Below are 16,068 nucleotides of genomic sequence, written 5' to 3'. Positions count from 1 at the left end.
CGGCGGCGCACCGGACCAGCGTGCCACCGGGAGACCGCCCGGCGGACGGCCACGGCCGGCGGCCACCCCAAGGGGTGACCGCCGGCCGTGGGCGGTGCAGCGGGGCCGAGTCAGCCCTGGGGCCGGGTGCCGGCTGCACCGGCCCAGACGTCGTCGACGTCCAGGGTGACCGGGACCTTCGTGGCCGAGCCGGACACGTAGGCCGCCACCCCGATGCCGCCGGCGCGCTGCAGGGCCTCGGTGGTGTCGGTCGCGGTGACCTGCCAGTCCGTCGGCTCGGGCGAGCCCTCGGTCCACGCCATCGCCTTCAGCGTGGTGGTGCCCACCCCGCTCGTGTCGAAGCGGACGTGCAGCACCGTCCCCGGGCTGTACGTCACGCCCGGCAGCGTCATCGCGCGCAGCGTGGTCTCGGCCCCGGACACCGCTCGCTGCAGCGACAACTGGACCCGGCCGTCGGGGGCGTAGCGGACCATCGCCCGGTAGTTGCTGTTGCCGACGTGCCGGGAGAGCACGTAGGCGTAGGTACCGCCGCCGGTCGCCGTCGTGTCCAGCGAGAGGGACACCTCCACGGCCGTGTCGGTCTCCGACACCGCGTTCATCGTCGCCCAGGTCGACGACCCGGGGGTCGTCACCACCAACCGGCCGACGCCCTCGGAGACCGACGACGACGCCGCCGGGACCGACCATGAACCACCCGCGTCGGCCTCGCCCAGCCCGGCGGTCGAGGCCCGCTGGAAGGTGTCGAGAGCGAACGGCGCGCCGAGCTCCGGCTCCGGCTCGGGCTCGGGCTGCGGCTCGGGCTCGGGCTGCGGCTCGGGCTCCGGCTGCGGCTCGGGCTCGGGCTGCGGGGCCGGCTCCTGGGTCACCGGTGCCGTGACCGTCACCGGCTGCGTCACCGAGTGGGTGGCACCCGCGTCATCGGTGATCGTCAGGGTGACCTGGTAGGTGCCGGCTGCGACGTAGGTGTGCCCGGCGGTCGATCCCGAGCCGGTCGCTCCGTCCCCGAACGCCCAGTCCCAGCGGACGACCGTGCCGTCGGCGTCGGTCGAGCGCGAACCGTCCACGGCGACCGTGAGGTCGGTGGGCGCGGCGTCGAAGACGGCCGTCGGCTCGGCGTTCACCGGCTGCGCACCGTCCGGCGACGGCACCGTGCCCGCGTTGCCCACCCACACGTCGTCGAGGTCGAGCACGACCGGGGTGGCCGTGGCCGAACCGGAGACGTAGGCCGCCACCCCGACCGACCCCGGCCGCTGCAGGGCCTCGGTGCCGTCGGTCGCGGTGACCTGCCAGTCCGCCGGCTCCGGGGTCCCGTCGACCCAGCCCTTGGCCTGCAGCGTGGTGCTGCCGGTCCCGCTGGTGCCGAAGCGCACCTGCAGCACGGTGCCCGGCGTGTAGGTGATCCCCGGCAGCGTCACGGTGCGCAGCGAGGTGTCCGCACCGTTCACCGCCCGGGCCACCGACAGCTGCACCCGGCCGTCGTTGACGAACCGCACCATCGCCCGGTAGTCGCTGTTCCCCACGTGCCGGGACAGCAGGTAGACGTAGGTCCCGCCACCGGTGGGCATCGAGTCCAGCGCCAGCGACATCTGCATCGCCACGTCGGTCTGGGACACCGCGTCCAGCGTCGCCCAGGTCGAGGACCCGGCGGACTTGACCGTCAGGTGACCCGTTCCCGCCGACACCGACGAGGACGCCGCCGGGACCGACCAGGCCCCACCGAGGTCGGCCGTCCCCAGCCCGGTCGCCGCCGAACGCTCGAAGGCATCACGCGCGTGGACCGTCGGGGGCACCGGTGCAGCCACCGTGACCGTCTCCTCGGCGCTCGCCGTGGCGCCGTCGTCGTCGGTCACCGTGAGCGTCACCGGGTAGCTGCCGGCCTCGGCGTAGGTGTGCGAGGCCGTGGCACCGGCGCCGATGGAGCCGTCCCCGAAGTCCCAGTCCCAGCCGACGACCGTGCCGTCGTCGTCCCGGGACGACGACGCGTCCAGCGACACCTCGAGCCCGGACACCTGCGAGGTGAAGGCCCCCGACGGCGGCGTGTTGGGCACCGGAGCGGTGACCGTCACCGAGCCGGCGCGCTGGGCGGTCGCCCCGTCGTCGTCGGTCACCGTGAGGGTGACGGGGTAGGTGCCGGCCGCCGCGTACGTGTGGGTCACCGTCGCCCCGGTCACGCTGACGCCCTCGCCGAGGTCCCACGTGTAGGACGCGATGGTGCCGTCGGGGTCCGTCGAGCCCGACGCGTCGAAGGTCGCGGTCAGGTCCGCCGTGGTGTTGGTGAAGGACGCCGTCGGGGCGACGTTCGTGGTCTCCCCGGTGGACCCCAGCGTGAAGTGGTTCCGGACCCGGTCCGCGGTCAGCGCCGTCGGGTAGACGGCGACCTCGTCGAGCCGGCCGTTCAGGTACTGCGCCGTGTTGTTCCAGGTGCTGTCCCCACCGGCCCGCCAGTAGCCGCTGTAGCTCTGCGCGGAGGTGACGTCGCCACGGGAGGCGGCCAGCTCGCCGTCGACGTACACGGCCATCCCGGCCTTGCTCAGCGTCGCGACCACGTGGTGCCACTGACCGTCGTTGTACCCCGCCCTGCTGTTGACGGTCCGCTGGGCACCCGGGTACACCCCGAAGTACACCCGTCCGGAGCCGTCCAGGAAGACGTGCCGGTCGTAGCTGGTGCTGCTCCCGGTGTTCCTGTTGCCGAAGCCGACGAGCTTGCCGCCGCTCCTGGACGTGGTCTGGAACCAGGTCTCGATGCTGAAGGTCTGCGGGCCGGGGACCCGGGTCTGCGTGGCGAGCAGTCCGGTGCTCGTGCCGTTGAAGCGCGCAGCGGTGTCGGCATCGTTCTTGATCGCACCCACCTGCGCGAGCGTCACCCCGCTGCCCAGTGTCGCGTCCATAGCACTGGCGTGGTCGTAGGCGGTGGCGCCCGAGGGCTCGCCGACCGGCCAGTGGTGCTGGGCGCCGTCGGCGAGCACGGTGTCGGCGTAGGGACGGCGCACCGTCGTGCCTGCGGCGACCTCGACGCTCGTCCAGGCGGTCGTCACCTGGTTGCTGGCCGGGTCGGTGACGGTGATCCGGTACCGGTGCGTCCCGGCGCTGAGCCCGGTGTCGGTGTAGGCCAGGGTCGGCCGCAGCCAGAACTTGCTGGCCTGCACCACCTCGCGCACCGGGGTGCTGGTGTCGCCGTCCCGGTACACCCGGTAGGTGAGGTTCTCGTTGTCCATGTCCCACGTGGTCTGCCAGCCGACGCGGGCGGTGCCCGGGCCGAGCGAGGTCACCGTGGGGATGAGCTGCTCGTTGCCACGGGGGCCGACCTGGTTCGGTGCGATCTCCGGGGCGGCGAAGCGCACGAGCCCCTGCTGGGCGATCCCGTTGACCGTCGGGAACTCACCCGCGTAGACGACGTACTGACTGTTCCCCGCGACGCTCCACGGGCCCTGGTTCTGCCCGGTGTAGGTGCCCATGGCCAGGTCCGGGAACCAGGTGAGCAGGCTCGGGGCCGGCTGCCCGGCGAAGTTGCCGGTCTCGGTGCCGACGGTCCCGGTCGCCGCCTTGCTGAACGCGATGGCCCGGTAGAAGCTCTGCGGGTCGGACTCCGGGAACCCGCCGATGTTGCTGCAGGCGTGCGGGTGACCGGCGATGTAGGAAGCGGTGCCCGAGGCCCACACGGAGTACGTGTCGCCGCGGCAGTCGTTGATCCACCGCACTGCGCCGGTGTCCGCGTCGGCGGCGATGACCCCCTCCAGGTTCCCCCGGCCGAAGGTGTAGCCGGCGGCGTAGACGGTGTCACTGTCGACCGACAGGCTCATGATCGCCGCGGTGCTGCCGGTGTTGTCGACCACGGTGCCGGCGGCGAAGGGGAGCGCGGCACCGGTCGTGCCGTGCACCGCGCCGAGCCCTCGGGCCCGGGAGCCGGCCAGCGTGTCGAACGACCCGCCGACGACGACGCCGGGACCGCTCGGGGCCATGGCGAGGGCGTTCACCTGGCCGTTGGCCACGGGCGCCCAGGGCAGCAGCGCACCCGTGGGGTAGGAGAAGGCGGCCAGGCGGGTGCGGGCCGCGGAGCCCACGGACTCGAAGGTGCCGCCCACGTAGACGGTGGTGTCCGTCGCGGTGATGGCCCGGACCTGCGAGGGGAAGCCGGGCCGGAACGTGGTGTCCAGCGCACCGGTCGCGGTGTCGTAGGCCGCGAAGCGGTACCGCGGCTGGCCGTCGGCGGCGGTGAAGTCACCGCCCACGAAGATGCGCGAGCCGTCGGGGGACGCCACCACGACGCGGGCCTGCGCGTTCAGGTCGGGCGCGAAGCTGGTGATCAGCTCACCGGTGCGGACGTCGTAGGCGAGCAGGTTGTTGCGGACGGTCTCCTGGGTGCCGCGGGGCGCGCCCGCGGGCCGGACGGACGTGAACTTGCCGGCGGCGTAGACGGTGTTCCCGACCACCACCTGCGACCAGACCACCCCGTCGATCTGCACGGTGGGCAGGGGGTCAGCGGTGACCGTCGCCGGCGTGGCCGGGTCCGTCGGGTCCAGCGGCGCCGAGTCCGCGTGCGCCGTGCCGGCGAGCAGTCCGCCGAGGGCCCCCGCGAGCAGGAGCAGACTGAGCAGCGAGGCGAGGATCGCCCTGGACGCCACCATCCGTGCAGACATCGTTTCCCCGCTCGTCCGATCGCTTGCCCGGCCAGTCATCCGGCCGACGTTCGGACACTAAGCGTGACGAAGTGCGGGATGACATCCCCCGTACCGGTGACGCAGCGTGCTCAACGGGTGAACGAGAGCCTCTCCATCACGCTGTGTCAGCGCCGGATCACGCATGTGCGCGCCAGTGCGGCTCCACCACGCACCAGGCCCCCTCGACCGCAGGAGCGGTCGAGGGGCCTGGCTGGACGGAGGACGTGGCGGGACGTCAGCTGGCCGCGCCGGTGAACACCGCGTAGGAGGCACCGGGAGCGTGCCCGACCTGCACCGTGACCGAGTCCCGGTCGCCGGTCGCCAGGGTGAAGACGTACACGCCGTCGGCACTGGCCCCCGGCCGGAGGGTCCCGGAGAAGGGCTCCTGCGAGGGGTCCTCGAGCGGCGAGGCCGGGGTCGCCTCCGGGCCGTGGAACAGGTTGACCACCGCGGCGCCGAGCGACATGTCCGTCGCCGAGTCGTTGGTGACCCGGACGGTCACCCGGACCGCCGGACCGGCGATGTTGCCCGGCCCGGTGGCCTGACCGTCGATGCCCTCGATCGAGGCGACCTCGATGGTCAGACCGTCCACGGGGACCGGCTCCTCCAGTGCGACCGCCGGCAGGTCCGGGGGGAGCTCCTGCGCGATCGTCACCGGGTCCGCAGCCGAGGTCGGGGGCCCACCGGCCGGAGGCGCCGGAGCGGCCGTGTCGCTGGACCGGGCGTCCGGGGCGGTGGCGCCGGACGCCGGATCGGTGGCGCCGGGAGCCGGGCCTGCGGTCGTCGCGGCGGTGCTGCCGGCCACCGGCGACGTCACGTCGCCCGGTGCCCTGCGGTCACCGACCGCCAGGAACGCCGATGCGACCGCCACGACCACGACCAGGGCCCCCAGGAGGGACCAGGTCCGCCGCCGCGACCAGCGTGCGGCGCCGGAGGGGACGTCGGTGTTCACGCGCTCAACCTGCCCATCTCTCGATACCACTTGACCGACGCGACGGCGAGGTAGCCGGCCGTGCCGAGGAACATCAGTCCGTAGGCCGCCAGGAACACCTGCGGCGCACCGAGCAGGACGAACACCAGGCACAGCAGGCCGTAGTCGGTCGGCAGCACCAGGAGGGAGCGCAGCACGCTCGGTCGCTGCCCGGACGTCCGCGCAGCCCGGCTGGTCCCGCCGTGGGCGGCACGCAGTGCGTCGTTCAGCAGGGTGACGAAGAAGTGGACGACGTCGACCACGGAGAACGCCAGGGGCAGCAGCAGCCACACGGCGTCCACCGTCTCGGAGCGGTAGAGGCCGATCAGCAGCGCGAGGTGCAGGCTGGCGATCTTGAGCGCGTCCACCATGTGGTCCAGCCACTCGCCGGCCGGGGAGCCACCGCCCCGCAGCCGGGCCAGCTGGCCGTCGGCGGAGTCGAGGGCGTACCCGAGGGCCAGCAGCAGCGCGACCGCCAGGCCCATCGGCCAGGACGGCGGCAGCAGGGCGAGCACGGCGATGCCGGTGAACGTGCACACGGCGCTGATCCCGGTGACCGCGTTCGGGGTGAGCCGGGCGTGGAAGGCCAGGGCCGCGAGCACCCGCCCCAGCCTCCGGTTCACGAACCGGGAGTAGGCGGGGGCGCCCTGCGCGCCCTTCTGCGCGCCGGCCAGCCGGCGGACCGTGTCGGCGACCGTGCCCTCCGGACGGGCCACCGCGGTCGGCACCGTCGTCACGACTGCGCCGTCCGCGCCGACGGGACGTCGCTCGACCCGGCCGCCGCGGGCCGCGCGGCCGGTCGGCCGGGTGCCCGGCGAGGCGCAGGGGCGCTGCCACCCCCAGGGGCGGAGGCGGGCTGGACCAGTGGCCACTCGCTGCTCCGGGTGCCGGCAGCCGGGCCGAGCCGCAGCCGCCGGCCGCTGGGGCGGGACCGGGGGAACTCCCGGGCGGCCAGCGCGCGGCACAGCTCCTCGTAGCGGGACGCCACGTGGTCCCAGTCGTAGCGGGCGGCGAGCAGCCGTGCCCGCTTGCCCCGGCGGCGGAGCTTCTCGGGCTCGCGCTCGGCCTCGTGCAGTGCGGAGGTGACGTCGTCCGGCGTCCGGAAGTAGCGGCCACTGGACTCCAGCACCTCCCGGTTGAAGGAGACGTCGTAGGCGATCGTCGCCGCGCCCGCGCCGAGCGCCCGCAGCAGGGAGGGGTTGGTCCCGCCCACGGAGTGCCCGTGCAGGTACGTCGCGCAGTGCACGTACAGCTGGTCGAGGAGCTCCTGGTCCCAGACGCCGCCGAGGAACCGCACCCGGTCGTCGGCGAGCGCGTGCACGCGGCGGGTGTAGTCGTCGGCGTAGGGCGCCGACCCCACCACCACGAGCGGCAGCTCGGCGTCGCTGCGCCGGTAGCCGTCGACGATCACGTCGACGTGGTTCTCCGGCTCGAAGCGGGCGACGACGAGGTGGTAGCCGCCCGGCGTCAGGTCCACGGCCGACAGCCGGTCGAACGCGGCGCCGTCGGTCTTCGGTGCGCCGTAGGCGATCTGCTCGGTCGGGGCCGCGAACTCGTCACGGTAGTAGTCGGCGATGCCCTGCGCGTCGGCGATCAGGGCGTCGGACCAGCGGACCGACAGCGCCTCGACGACGCGGTAGTACCGCTTGCCGATCCCACCCCACTTGGCGCGCTTCCACTCCAGGCCGTCGACGTGGGTGGCCACCGGGATGCAGGCCGCCCGCAGCAGCGGCAGCCAGGGCGCGTTCGCCGCGTTGAACACGATCGCGGCGTCGACCCGGTGGGTGAGCAGGTGCGCGACCGAGAGACCGGTGTGGCTCAGCGTCTCCAGCGACCGGCGGCGCAGCGCCGGCAGGTGCACCAGCCGCATGCCCAGGTGCGTCGCCGGCCGGGGTCCGCCGGTGGTGGTGCGGCAGTAGACGACGACGTCGTGGCCGGCCTCCACCAGGCGCCGGCCGACCTCCTCGACCGCGGTCTCGAAGCCGCCGTACCGCGCCGGCACGCCACGCGTCCCGACCAGGGCGATGCGAAGGGCGCCCGACCTCCTGGGTGGCATGGCCTCTGGCTCCGTTCCTCGGAGTCGGCGCCGGCCTCGGGACGAGGGAGCGGCGACCGACCGACCTGCGCGTGCTGGACGAGCCGTGCCGGCCGTCCACCCTCGACCCTCCCCCGATCGCGGAGTGGCGTCGCGCTTCGCAGCAGTGCGGTCACCCGGAGGGAGGACGCCGGTGCTCGTCCGTGGCCGCCCGTTGCGCGGCCGCGGCTCAGTAGGCGCCGGATGCCGAGACGACGGCGCGTGCGGTCTTCCAGAGGATCTGCACGTCGAGGGCGAGCGACCAGTTCTCCACGTAGCGGAGGTCCAGCCGGACGGCCTCCTCCCACGGCAGGTCGCTGCGGCCGGAGATCTGCCACAGCCCGGTCAGGCCCGGCTTCACCAGCAACCGGCGGCTGACCGAGGTGTCGTAGCGGGCGACCTCGTCGGGCAGCGGCGGACGCGGACCGACGAGCGACATGCCGCCGGTGAGCACGTTGACCAGCTGGGGCAGCTCGTCGAGGGAGAGCCGGCGCATCCAGCGGCCGACCGGCGTCACCCGCGGGTCCTGCCGGATCTTGAACAGCAGCCCGTCGGCCTCGTTGCCGTCCGACAGGCCGGCGACCTGCTGGTCGGCGCCGACGACCATGCTGCGGAACTTGAGCATCGTGAAGTGCTGGCCACCGAGCCCGACCCGCTGCTGCCGGTAGAGGACCGGCCCGGGACCGGACAGCCGGACCGCGAGGGCGAGCGCGGCCAGGACCGGAGCGAGCAGCAGCAGCGCGACAGCGGCGACCGACCGGTCGAGGGCCGCCTTCAGCACCCGGCGCCAGCCCTCGAACCGGGGCTGCTCCACCGAGAGGAGGGGCAGCCCGTCGAAGGGCCGGATGTGCAGGCGCGGCCCGGCCACCTCGACGAGCCCGGGGGCCACGAGGAGCTCCAGCCCGGTGCCCTCGAGCTGCCAGGACAGGGCGCGCAGGTACTGGGACGCCGTCTCGCTGGCGGAGGTGACGGCGATCGTGTCGGCCCCGACCCGGCCGGCGAGCTCGACGACGTCGTCCAGGCCCGCCACCGGCAGGTCGGTCACCCGCGCGACCCGGCTGCGGTCGTCCGGCGTCACGCAGACGCCGACGACGTCCAGTCCGGCGTGCCGGGTGCGGTGCAGCCGGTCGACCAGGTCCAGGACCGCGCCGCCGCGGCCGACGACCACGACGCGCTTGACGCAGCGCCCGGCCATCCGCTGGCGGTGCAGCACGCGCCGGGCGGCGTACCGCTCGACCAGTGTCGCGCCGGTGAGCGCCGGGACGGCGAGGACCACCAGCGCGCGGCTGAGGTCGAGCTGGGCGGCGTAGCTGACGAAGCCCATCCCGGCCAGCAGCAGCAGGCCGGCGCGGCCGACGCGACGGAACTCGTCGCTGCCCACCCCGAACCAGCGTTCCTCGTACGCGCCGGTGACCGCGAGCAGCGCCGGCCAGGCGACGACCAGGCTCAGCCCGGCCCAGAACAGGACGCTGCCCACGACCGGCCCGTCGTGGGCGAGGAGGACCACGGCCGCCGCGGACGCCGCGATCAGCGCCTCACCGAGGACCAGTCCGGCGCGGTGCCGCCGGGCCCAGCGGGCGGTGCCCCGGGCGCGCGCGGTGGTGTCCGGGACGCGCTCGACGGCCACGAGCGACGGGACCGCCGCCGACGACGGGTGACCGACGGTGTCGGTCGGTTCCGCACGTTCGAGCAGCATGGGGCCCCCAGTTCTCCGCAGTGATCACGCACAGTCCGCTGGCGACACGCAGGAGTGGCTGGTGGCCGGGGTGGACCCGGACCAGCCGCCACACTGGTGACGCTCAGCAACCATCACAGGCGGTGACGAGCAGGGGCAACGCGGACGGGGGTGCTTCACCCGTTGGGACCGGGACCACGGCCGCGACCACCCGTCCGGGCGACGGTGCGTACCGACGGTGGTCAGCTGCGGGGGTGGACGACGTTCTGCGCGGCCTCCAGGCCGCGCTCGAGCAGCAGCTCGATGGCGTCGGCGGCCTCACCGACGAACAGCTCGAGCGTCTTGCGCTCGGTCGCCGAGAAGTCCTTGAGGACGTAGTCGGCGGGGTCCTGCCGTCCGGGTGGGCGGCCGATCCCCGCCCGGACCCGCAGGTAGTCGCGGGTGCCGGTGGAGCGGGAGATGGAGCGCAGGCCGTTGTGCCCGCCCTCGCCGCCACCGCGCTTGAGCCGCACCACCTCGAAGTCGAGGTCGAGCTCGTCGTGCACGACGACCAGGTCGGTGGCGGGCAGGTGGTGGTAGTCGAGCAGCCCGCGGACCGGGCCGCCGGACTCGTTCATGTAGGTCGAGGGCACCGCCAGCACGACTCGCCGGCCGGCGAGCCGGCCCTCACCGGACAGCGACCGGGCGCGGGGCCCCTTGCCGGGTGACAACCGGACGCCGGCCCGGGCGGCCAGCTCGGCCAGCACCATCGCCCCGACGTTGTGCCGGTTGCCGGCGTAGCCGGGGCCGGGGTTGCCCAGCCCGACGACCAGGAACGGTCCCTCCGACACCGGGGGTGCGGGGGCGGGCGCGGGAGACGCCGCAGGGGCGCCGGCGGTGCCGGCGCCCCTGCGGGTCGTGCTCTCGGTCAGCGGACCGGTCAGGCGTCGCTGGACTTCTCGGCGGAGTCCATCGACTCGCCGCTGCCCTGGTCCTGCGGCTCCGGGACGACGTCGCCGTCGGCCTCGGACTCGTCGCGCTCGATGCCGGCCTCGGCCTCGGCCTCTTCCAGCTCGGCCTCCAGCTCGGCGGCGGACGGCGCACCCAGGAAGCCGATGACCAGCGCCTCCGGGTCGGTGATCAGCGTTGCGCCGGCCGGCAGCGGCAGGTCACTGGCGGTGATGCCGTTGCCCGCGGTGCGGCCGGTGATGTCGACCTCGATCGTCTCCGGCAGGTCGGTGGCGTCGGCCTCGACGAGGACGCTGTTCAGCTGGTGGTTGCTGATCGTGTCCGGGGCCGGCTCGCCGACGATCAGGACGCGGACCTCGACGGTGGTCTTCTCACCGCGGCGGACCAGCAGCAGGTCGACGTGCTCGTGGATGCGGGTGATCGGGTCCCGCTGGATCGCCTTGGTCAGCGCCAGCTGGTCCTTGCCGTCCATCTCGATGGTCAGCAGCACGTTGGTGCCGCCGTTGCGCAGGGCCGCGGCGAACTCGCGGGCCGGCAGCGACAGGTGGACGACGTCCTGGCCGTGCCCGTACAGGACGGCGGGGACGCGGCCCTCGCGACGGGTCCGGCGGGCACTGCCCTTGCCGAACTCGGTGCGGGGCTCGGCGGCGAGGCGGAATTCAGCCACGGTGGTGTGCTCCTCAACAGGTGGATCGGGTCTGTGTGCTCAGCGCACGAGCGCGGCACACCCCTGGAGGGCAGACGCACGTCGATCACGGAGTCGGAGAACCGCTCCCTCGCCGGGCAACCAGTCGAGCGTACCTGAGCGCCCGAGGCCACGAGACAGGGACGCGGCCATGCGCGCCAACGCCACCAGCGGAGGGACCCCGGACCCATCGCCCGAAGGGCGTCTGCCGATCCCGGCGCGGGGCCGAAGGCTCCCGCCGGGATCGGCAGGTGGGTCCGTCCGCGACGCCGGCACGGGGCCCGGAGGGTCCCTGCCGACGACGCGGGAAGCGGCTCAACTCACGTCGGGAACGGCTCCTGGCCGCGATGCGGCCCGAAGGGTCGCGGTTTAGCTGGCCCCACCGAACAAGCTCGTCACCGAACCGTCCTCGAAGACCTCCTTGATCGCCCGGCCGAGCAGGGGGGCGATGGAGAGCACGGTCAGCTTGTCGAAGCGACGTTCGGCCTCGATGGGGAGCGTGTTGGTGATGATCACCTCGCTGACCCGGCTGTTCTTCAGGCGGTCGACCGCGGGGCCGGAGAGCACCCCGTGGGTGGCGGCGATGATGACGTCGGCGGCGCCGGCCTCGAACAGCGTCTCGGCGGCCTTGGCGATCGTGCCGCCGGTGTCGATCATGTCGTCGACCAGGATGCAGACGCGACCCTCGACGTCACCGACGACCCGGTTGGCGACGACCTCGTTGGGCCGGGTGACGTCGCGGGTCTTGTGGATGAAGGCCAGCGGGGTGCCGCCGAGCTTGTCGCTCCACCGCTCGGACACCCGGACGCGGCCGGAGTCGGGCGAGACGACGGTGAGGTCGCGGTCGCCCCACTTGCACTTGACCTCGTCGATGAGCAGGTCCATGGCGAACAGGTGGTCGACCGGGCCGTCGAAGAAGCCCTGGATCTGCGCGGTGTGCAGGTCGACGGTCATCAGCCGGTCGGCGCCGGCGGTCTTGAACATGTCGGCGACCAGCCGGGCGGAGATCGGTTCGCGGCCGCGGTGCTTCTTGTCCTGCCGGGCGTAGGGGAAGAACGGGGCGACCACGGTGATCCGCTTGGCCGAGGCGCGCTTCAGCGCGTCGACCATGATCAGCTGTTCCATCAGCCAGGTGTTGATGGGTGCGGTGTGGCTCTGCACCACGAAGGCGTCGCAGCCGCGCACCGACTCCTCGAACCGCACGAAGAGCTCACCGTTGGCGAACTCGTAGGAGGAGGTGGGGGTGGGGGTGACGCCGAGGTGCCCGGCGATCTCCATCGTCAGCTCGGGGTAGGCCCGGCCGGAGAAGAGCATCAGGCTCTTGTTGGTGGTCTGCCTGATCGCGCTCATGATCGCCCCTGCTGGTCGTCGTCCGTCGCGGCCGGGGGCCGGTCCGCGGACTCGGTGGTTCGGGTGTCGGTGGCTGCGGCCGCTGCGTCGTCAGCCGCTGCTGCGGCCTCTGCGCCGGGCGTGCCCGGACGGCGCCGCGCCACCCAGCCTCCCACATTGCGCTGGCGTGCCCGGGCGACGGCCATCGCCCCAGGCGGGACGTCGGTGGTGATCACGGACCCGGCGGCGGTGTAGGCCCCGTCCCCCACGGTGACCGGCGCCACGAGCATGGTGTCCGAGCCGATCCGCACGTGGTCACCCACCGTGGTGCGGTGCTTGGCGACGCCGTCGTAGTTGACGAACACCGTCGCCGCGCCGATGTTGCTGTGCTCGCCGATGGTCGCGTCGCCGACGTAGGACAGGTGGGGCACCTTGGACCCCTCGCCGACCTCGACGTTCTTCGTCTCGACGTAGGCGCCCACCTTTGCCCCGCGGCCCAGCCGGGTGCCCGGGCGGAGGTAGCTGAACGGGCCGACGGTCGCCGCCGGGCCGATCTCGGCCAGCTGGACGTGCGACCGGACGACCGACGCCCCGTCCCCCACCTCGGTGTCGACCAACGTGCTGTCCGGGCCGACGACCGCGCCGGCACCGACGGTGGTCGCGCCGAGCAGTTGCGTGCCGGGGTGCAGGACGACCTCCGCCGCCACCTCCACGGTCACGTCGACCCAGGTGGTCTGCGGGTCCACCACGACCACCCCGGCCCGCATGAGGTCGTCGATGACCCGGTCGTTCATCGTGCGGCGCCGGGCGGCCAGCTCGCGCTGGTCGTTGCAGCCCAGGGTGTCGTCGGGGTCGGCCGCCCGGTGCCCGCCGACCGGGGCGCCGTCGGCCACCAGCAGGCCGAGGACGTCGGTCAGGTACTGCTCGCCCTGGTCGTTGGCGGCCCCGACCCTGGTCAGCGCCTCCCGGACGGCGGCGGCGTCGCCGACGTACACCCCGGCGTTGACCTCCCGGATCGCGCGCTGGGTGTCGTCGGCGTCCCGCTCCTCGACGATCGCCCGCACCGCGCCGCCGGCGTCCCGGACGATCCGCCCCAGGCCGGTCGGGTCGGCCACCTCGGCGGTGAGCACGGTGAGCACGTCGCCGGCCTGCTGGTGCGCCCGGACCAGGGCGGTCAGCGTCTCCTCGCGCAGCAGCGGCGCGTCCCCGTTGAGGATCAGCACCGCCCCGGTCACCTCCGTGAGCGCGTCCAGCGCGACCGCCGCGGCGTGCCCGGAGCCCAGCTGCTCCTCCTGGACGACCGGCAGCGCCCCCGGCGCGACGGCGCTGAGGTGCTCGGCCACCGCCTCCCGCCCGGATCCGACGACGACGACGGTCTGGGCGGCCCGCAGCGGGGCGGCCGCCGCCAGCACGTGCCCCAGCAGCGAGCGGCCACCGATCGGGTGCAGCACCTTGGGCATGCGCGAGCGCATCCGCGTGCCCTGCCCGGCGGCGAGGACGACGACGGCGCCGACGGCGCCGTCCGTGGTGGGGGTGTCCTGCAGGGTCACGGAACGAACTCCTCGCGATGGCGACGGTTGGCGGCGCGCGTCGGCGCTGACTGGCTGGGGGACTCGGACTCGAACCGAGACTGCACGGCTCCAAAGGCCGGCGGGCTGCCGATTACCCCATCCCCCATCAACCGGCCCGCCGGGGCAGAACCGCGGCGGCCCACCCTGAGCCTAGGGCCGACGTCGGGAGCGGGCACCCAGGCCCGCCCTCCGGGACGTCGGACGGTGGCCGGACGGACCCGGTCGGGCGGGGATCAGCCCACCAGGCGGGCGCCGTGGACCGGGCCGTGCACGGCCCGCACGGTCCGGAACACCCCGGCACCGGCGAGCTCATCGGCCAGCCGGACGGCGCCGTCCTCGTCCTCGGCCAACGCGGCCACCGTCGGGCCGGAGCCGCTGACCAGCGCCGCCCGGGCCCCGGCCTCGGTCGCGACCCGCATCGCCCGGTCCAGCTCCGGGCGCAGCCGGAGCGCCGGCGCCTGGAGGTCGTTGTGCAGCGCGGCCGCCAGCGCCGACGCCGGACCGCTGTGCAGCGCGGCGAGCACCGGCCCGGTGGCGGCCATCAGCCCGCCGTCCGGCAGGGTCCCGGCTGCCCGCTGGGCGTCCAGCTCGCCGTACACGGTGGGGGTCGACAGCCCCTCCCCGGCGATCCCGAGCACCCAGTCCCAGCGCCGGCGGGCCAGCACCGGCGTCAGCCGCTCGCCGCGCCCGGTGCCCAGCGCCACCCCGCCGAGCAGGCTGAAGGGGACGTCGCTGCCCAGCACTGCGGCGAGCGCAGCCAGGTCGCCGCGAGTCGCCCGGGTCCCCCACAGTGCGTCGAGCGCCACCAGCGTCGCCGCGGCGTCGGCGCTGCCGCCGGCCAGCCCGGCCGCGGCCGGGATCGACTTGTCGACGGTCAGGTGGGCATCGGCGGCCACCCCGGCGTGCCGAGCGAGCAGCTCGGCGGCCTGCCAGACCAGGTTGCGCTGGTCGGTGGGCACGCTCGCCGGGCCTCCACTGCTCCCCGTCCCCTCGCCGCGGACGCTGAGCGAGAGCCCCTCGGCGCGGCGGACGGTGACCGTGTCGAACAGCGACACGGCGAGGAAGACCGTCTCCAGCTCGTGGAAGCCGTCGGCCCGCAGCGGCCCCACGCCGAGGTGCACGTTGACCTTCGCCGGCGCCCGCGCCGTGATGGCGCCGTTGCCGGCGAGCCGGCCGGGGCCGCCTGCGGTCGCGTTGCTCATCGGGTCATCCTGCCCGCCGGTCCACCGTCGCCGACCGGTGCACCTCGCCTCCCGGCCGCGGCACGCGCTACCGCCCCTCCGCGGTGACCGGGTCGGTGGCCGCGAGCCGGGCGAAGTCGGTGACCGACAGCTGCTCCCCCCGCGTGGTCGGGTCGATGCCGGCGGCGCGCAGCCGGGCCTCGGCGGCGGCCGGGCTGCCGGCCCAGCGAGCCAGCGCCGCCCGCAGGCCCTTGCGCCGGGTGGCGAAGGCCGCGTCGATGACGGCGAAGGTGGCCGCCCGGTCGCCGTCCGGCGCCGGTCGGCGGGTCAGCGCGACCAGTCCGGAGTCGACGTTGGGCACCGGCCAGAAGACCGGCCGCGGGACGTTGCCGGCCCGCCGGACGTCGGCGTACCAGGCGGCCTTGACGCTGGGCACCCCGTAGGCGGGCGTGCCGGGTGCGGCGGCGAGCCGGTCGGCGACCTCGGCCTGCACCAGCACCAGCGAGGTGCGGATGGTGGGCACCAGCTCCAGCAGGTGCAGCAGCACCGGGACGGCGATGTTGTAGGGCAGGTTGGCCACCAGGGCCGTGGGCGGGGGCCCGGGCAGCTCCTGCACCCGGAGGGCGTCCGCGGTCACCACGGTGAGCCGCCCCGCCACGTCCGGGGCCCGCTGGGCGACGGTCACCGGCAGCTGGTCGGCCAGCCGGGGGTCGATCTCCACGGCGGTCACGTGTGCGCAGGCGGGCAGCAGCCCCAGGGTCAGCGACCCGAGGCCCGGCCCGACCTCGCACACGACGTCGTCCTCGTGCAGGCCGGCGGTCCGGACGATCTTGCGGATCGTGTTGGCGTCGTGCAGGAAGTTCTGCCCGAGGGTCTTGGTCGGTCGCAGGTCCAGCTGCTGGGCCAGCTCGCGGATCGCGGCCGCACCGAGCAAGGCCGTCACGACCGGCCTCGCTGCAGGGGCCCGCCGCGAGCCT

11 protein-coding genes and 1 tRNA gene are annotated in these 16,068 nt (G+C 74.4%); all 12 read right to left on the bottom strand.

The genetic code is table 11. The features are described 5' to 3' along the window. Positions 1–110 precede the first annotated feature (110 nt). The 12 genes from IN07_RS22650 to rsmA all read right to left on the bottom strand — a co-directional run bounded on the left by IN07_RS22650 (position 111) and on the right by rsmA (position 16,034). The gene (locus tag IN07_RS22650) at positions 111–4,637 is read right to left on the bottom strand and encodes a PKD domain-containing protein (protein ID WP_081975637.1); all 4,527 of its coding nucleotides are present in this window, start codon (positions 4,635–4,637) and stop codon (positions 111–113) included. A 256-nt stretch (positions 4,638–4,893) separates the two neighbouring features. Continuing rightward, positions 4,894–5,610, bottom strand: a complete 717-nt coding sequence (locus IN07_RS24300; protein ID WP_052091656.1) for a hypothetical protein — start codon at positions 5,608–5,610, stop codon at positions 4,894–4,896. Beyond that, complete coding sequence (locus IN07_RS22640) at positions 5,607–6,365, bottom strand: CDP-alcohol phosphatidyltransferase family protein (protein WP_197058610.1); 759 nt, start codon at positions 6,363–6,365, stop codon at positions 5,607–5,609. The genes IN07_RS24300 and IN07_RS22640 overlap by 4 nt, the downstream gene beginning before the upstream one ends. Then, entirely contained in the window at positions 6,362–7,684 is a 1,323-nt protein-coding gene (locus IN07_RS22635) for a DUF1972 domain-containing protein (RefSeq protein ID WP_052091655.1), read from the bottom strand. The genes IN07_RS22640 and IN07_RS22635 overlap by 4 nt, the downstream gene beginning before the upstream one ends. A 208-nt stretch (positions 7,685–7,892) precedes the next feature. Beyond that, positions 7,893–9,398, bottom strand: coding sequence for a sugar transferase (locus IN07_RS22630; protein WP_036341029.1), 1,506 nt, complete (start codon positions 9,396–9,398; stop codon positions 7,893–7,895). 221 nt (positions 9,399–9,619) lie between these two features. After that, positions 9,620–10,207: an aminoacyl-tRNA hydrolase gene (pth, locus tag IN07_RS22625; RefSeq protein ID WP_036341026.1), complete on the bottom strand. Its 588-nt coding sequence runs from the start codon at positions 10,205–10,207 to the stop codon at positions 9,620–9,622. An 89-nt stretch (positions 10,208–10,296) separates the two neighbouring features. After that, complete coding sequence (locus tag IN07_RS22620) at positions 10,297–10,992, bottom strand: 50S ribosomal protein L25/general stress protein Ctc (RefSeq protein ID WP_036341023.1); 696 nt, start codon at positions 10,990–10,992, stop codon at positions 10,297–10,299. Positions 10,993–11,379: 387 nt separating this feature from the next. Beyond that, positions 11,380–12,360 carry a ribose-phosphate diphosphokinase gene (locus IN07_RS22615; RefSeq protein WP_036341020.1) on the bottom strand — a complete coding sequence of 327 codons (981 nt, stop codon included), beginning with the start codon at positions 12,358–12,360 and terminating at the stop codon, positions 11,380–11,382. Then, positions 12,357–13,889, bottom strand: coding sequence for a bifunctional UDP-N-acetylglucosamine diphosphorylase/glucosamine-1-phosphate N-acetyltransferase GlmU (gene glmU, locus IN07_RS22610; protein ID WP_036341017.1), 1,533 nt, complete (start codon positions 13,887–13,889; stop codon positions 12,357–12,359). The genes IN07_RS22615 and glmU overlap by 4 nt, the downstream gene beginning before the upstream one ends. A gap of 51 nt (positions 13,890–13,940) precedes the next feature. Beyond that, positions 13,941–14,016, bottom strand: a tRNA-Gln gene (locus IN07_RS22605). A gap of 127 nt (positions 14,017–14,143) precedes the next feature. Beyond that, complete coding sequence (locus tag IN07_RS22600) at positions 14,144–15,112, bottom strand: 4-(cytidine 5'-diphospho)-2-C-methyl-D-erythritol kinase (RefSeq protein WP_052091654.1); 969 nt, start codon at positions 15,110–15,112, stop codon at positions 14,144–14,146. A 67-nt stretch (positions 15,113–15,179) separates the two neighbouring features. Continuing rightward, positions 15,180–16,034 (bottom strand): 16S rRNA (adenine(1518)-N(6)/adenine(1519)-N(6))-dimethyltransferase RsmA, encoded by an 855-nt coding sequence (gene rsmA, locus IN07_RS22595; RefSeq protein ID WP_036341014.1) that lies wholly within the window; start codon positions 16,032–16,034, stop codon positions 15,180–15,182. Positions 16,035–16,068: the final 34 nt, after the last annotated feature.

It is taken from the genome of Modestobacter caceresii (assembly GCF_000761485.1).
In the GTDB taxonomy this organism is placed as follows: Bacteria; Actinomycetota; Actinomycetes; order Mycobacteriales; family Geodermatophilaceae; genus Modestobacter; species Modestobacter caceresii.
This window is presented reverse-complemented; position numbering and strand designations above follow the sequence as displayed.